Consider the following 3,396-nt stretch of genomic DNA (forward strand, 5'->3'; position numbering starts at 1 on the left):
GCGGTGGACCGTTCGACGAAGAGCAGGGTCAGCCGCTGGCGCTAAGCTGGCGGAGGCTTTCGTAGACCTGGTCGATCACCAGCGGCGCAAGGCCAAGCGACGGTTCATCGACCATCATCAGCGACGGGTGCTGCAGGATGGCGCGGGCGATGGCAAGCTGCTGCTGCTCGCCGCCGGAAAGGTGGCCGGCAACGCCGCGGTAGCGGGTCCTGAGGATCGGAAAGATTTCCAGAACCCGTTCCCAGATCGGCGGCCGCTTCGGCCTTGTCCTTGCGGATCATGCCGCCGAGCAGCAGGTTTTCCCGCACCGTCAGTGTCCGGAAGATACTGCGGCCTTCCGGCACCAGTGCCAGGCCTTCCGGCATAGCTTTTCCGGCGCCTGGCCGGCGATCGACTCGCTGTTGAAGGCAAGCGTGCCCCCGGTCGGCGCCATGAGCCCGGAAATTGATTTCAGAAGCGTGGATTTGCCGGCGCCGCGATCTGGCCTCGTCGTTCCCGGCAAGCAGCAGCTGACGATCAATCTCCTCGCGTGGTATCGACATCTCACGGCGGCCAGATATCGCTGCCCTGATATCAAGTGCGTAGACCGGACGCCGCTGCGGAATACCAAAGGATAGTGCTCTTTGACAATCTTCCCCTTCACCGAAGCCACCCCGATCCAGTTCCAGCAGCCCCTGCCGAGGACCTCGGACGTCGTGATCATCGGCGGCGGGGTCATTGGCGTGACCACGGCACTGTTCCTGGCGCGCCGGAACGTCTCGGTGACGCTGCTGGAAAAGGGACGCATCGCCGCCGAGCAATCCTCGCGCAACTGGGGCTGGATCCGGCAGCAGGGCCGCGATGCCGACGAACTGCCGATCGTCATCGAAGCGCAGCGCCTCTGGCGGCAACTGGCGCAGGAATGTGGCGAGGACATAGGACTGAAGCAGACGGGCGTTACCTATCTTGCGCGAACAGACAAGGAGATGGCCGGCTTCGCGAAATTCCTGAAGATCGCCCAGGCTCATGGCGTCGACACGCGTCTCCTCGACCAGGGTGAGCTGGCAAGCCTGATCCCGGCCATGTCGCGACTGTTCAAAGGCGCAATGATCACTCCATCGGACATGCGGGCAGAACCTTGGGTCGCCGTGCCCGCGCTTGCTCGCCTGGCGGCCCGCGAAGGCGCGACGATCATCGAGAATTGCGCGGCACGTATGCTCGACATCTCCGCGGGACGCATCAGTGGCGTCTGGACCGAGAAAGGGCTCATCGCGGCCTCGAGCGTCCTCGTCGCCAGCGGCGCGTGGACGTCGCTGTTCCTGCGCGCCCACGGCATCTCGATTCCGCAGCTCAGCGTCAGGGCGACCGTCGCTGCGACAGCGCCGATGGCGGAAATCCACGCCGGCGCCGCCGCGGACGAACGCATCGCTTTCCGGCGCAGGCAGGATGGCGGGTACACGCTCGCATCGGGAGGCAGCAGCCAACTCTACATAGGGCCGGACGCATTTCGCCATGCAGGCAAATATGTCAGCGCCCTGATGGCCAATCCGTTCGGCACACGCTACCTGCCGGCCGCGCCGCGAGGCTACCCGGACGGCTGGTCGACCCCGCGCAGATGGAACGCGGATGAAGAAAGCCCTTTCGAACGGATGCGCGTCCTCAATCCGGCTCCCGAGACGTCGGCGCTCCGCGCCATCGACGGCGGGTTCAGGGAGCTTTTCCCTCAGTTCACGACCGTACCGCTCAAGGCGAGCTGGGCGGGCATGATCGATGCCATGCCTGATGTCGTGCCCATCGTCGATCGCGCCGCTGCATTCCCAGGCCTCGTTGTCGCGACCGGGATGAGCGGCCACGGCTTCGGCATAGGACCCGGAATGGGCCGCATTCTGTCCGATTTGATCCTGGGCAACGAGACCGGGCACAATCTCCACAGGTTCCGTCAATCCCGTTTCAGCGACGGCAGCCCGATCCGATTGGGACCATCGCTGTAAGTATTTCTGCCGCCCGCCAGCCCATCCGCTCTGGCCTTGAAGAACCGGACGAGGGCTCAGGTGCCGCATGCCCGGGCGTAGATCTCGATGCTTCCCTGGACGTGATCGATCGCGATCTCTTCGACGTCGCAGGCTCGGTCGGCCCAAGCGAGCGCCGAAGGCAGGTGCTGGAGAAACAGCGTCACCGGCACCTTGCGGCCCTTCAACGCGTCGAAGAGCCGGTCGCAGGCGGCACGGGCTTGCGGGGTCGCCCAATAATATCGGATGCGATCGGAATAGGAGTAGTGGCGCAGCGTCCGCTTGTCGGCATCGCTGCCATGATAGTGGCTTGCCCAGTTCTTGGGCGCGGCTTGCATCAGCTCTTCCATGGCGTGGTAAAGCGGCCGCTCGCCATAGAAAGGCACCAGATCGGAAGCGATCAGGTCGAGCGCGTAAAGCGCCTCGCGCAGTTTGAAGGTCAGCTCGGGGCCGACCTTGAGGATAGCGAAGCCGTCCTCGACGAGTTCACGCAGCGGCCTCTCACCCTGATAGTCCGTCGAATGCGCTTCGAAAATGAGCGACGGCAATGTGTTCAGAGTTGCCGCCAGATCGCTGGCCTTGGTCCGATCGTAAAAAATCACATTCTGGTTGCCGAACTCCACGCCCGGCTGCACGACAAGCCCGATGACGCGGGAAAACGCGCTTTCAAGCCCGGCGGCCTGGAATGCTTTGGCGTGAATGGCATGTGTCTGGCGAGCCGCCTCCGGACTGGTCGGGGTGATCGCATCCAACGCGTGATCGGCGCCACCGGGAGGCGGCACCTCCGTCCCGATGATGTAGACCGGGCTTGCCCCGCCGCTCTGCGCGGCCGCCTGTTCCGCGACGCCCGCCATTCTGGCTGCGCGCTCGGCCACCGTATGGTCGTCTAGCGCCGCCGGTTCACCCGCGCAGCCCATCGATGCATCGAGATGGATCTTGCGGAAGCCGGCGCGGACATAAGCATCGACCATTGTCCCGGCCTGCGCCATCGCCTCCTCGGCGGGCCGGTCTTTCCAGGGATTGGGACCGAGATGATCCCCGCCAAGCACGATCAGCTCTGTCGGGCACTGCTCGACTGCCGCGAGCGCTTTCACCATCGCCGCGAAATCGGACGGCGTCATGCCCGTATAGCCGCCCAGATGATTGACCTGGTTGCACGTCGCTTCGATCAGGACGGTGGTGCCCGTGTCCCGGCCGTGCCGCAGTGCGGCTTTCAGCACCAGGGGGTGCGCCGAGCACACCGAGGTCACCCCGATTTTCTTTCCTTCCCTGTGCAGGCCCGGCACATCTTCGATCGCCACACGCATCAGCTTCTTCTCGCCGTTCTTGCCATGAAATCTTCCAGTTCGGCCCGCGTGCCGGCTCCCTCCATGGGGCCGAGGCGTGTGACGTTGCGCGCCCCTGCCGC

The 3,396-nt window shown here is 64.7% G+C and carries 3 protein-coding genes and 1 pseudogene; 1 reads left to right on the forward strand and 3 read right to left on the reverse strand.

The genetic code is table 11. The features are described from left to right. Positions 1–104 precede the first annotated feature (104 nt). Positions 105–365 (reverse strand): hypothetical protein, encoded by a 261-nt coding sequence (locus EN932_RS38710; protein ID WP_245460923.1) that lies wholly within the window; start codon positions 363–365, stop codon positions 105–107. A gap of 258 nt (positions 366–623) precedes the next feature. Between EN932_RS38710 and EN932_RS04275 the strand changes: the two genes are divergently transcribed. Next, a complete protein-coding gene (locus tag EN932_RS04275; RefSeq protein WP_127384756.1) occupies positions 624–1,970 on the forward strand; it encodes an FAD-binding oxidoreductase in 1,347 nt (448 codons plus the stop codon). A 56-nt stretch (positions 1,971–2,026) separates the two neighbouring features. Here the strand turns inward: EN932_RS04275 and EN932_RS04280 are convergent, their stop codons facing one another. After that, on the reverse strand, positions 2,027–3,295 hold the full coding sequence (locus EN932_RS04280) for a D-tagatose-bisphosphate aldolase, class II, non-catalytic subunit (protein ID WP_127368578.1): 1,269 nt from the start codon (positions 3,293–3,295) through the stop codon (positions 2,027–2,029). Beyond that, positions 3,295–3,396, reverse strand: a pseudogene (locus EN932_RS38715) (sugar kinase); the annotation flags it as partial. The pseudogene EN932_RS38715 and the gene EN932_RS04280, both read right to left, overlap by 1 nt.

The sequence above is a fragment of the Mesorhizobium sp. M7A.F.Ca.US.002.01.1.1 genome (assembly GCF_004022955.1).
Lineage (GTDB): Bacteria > Pseudomonadota > Alphaproteobacteria > Rhizobiales > Rhizobiaceae > Mesorhizobium > Mesorhizobium ciceri.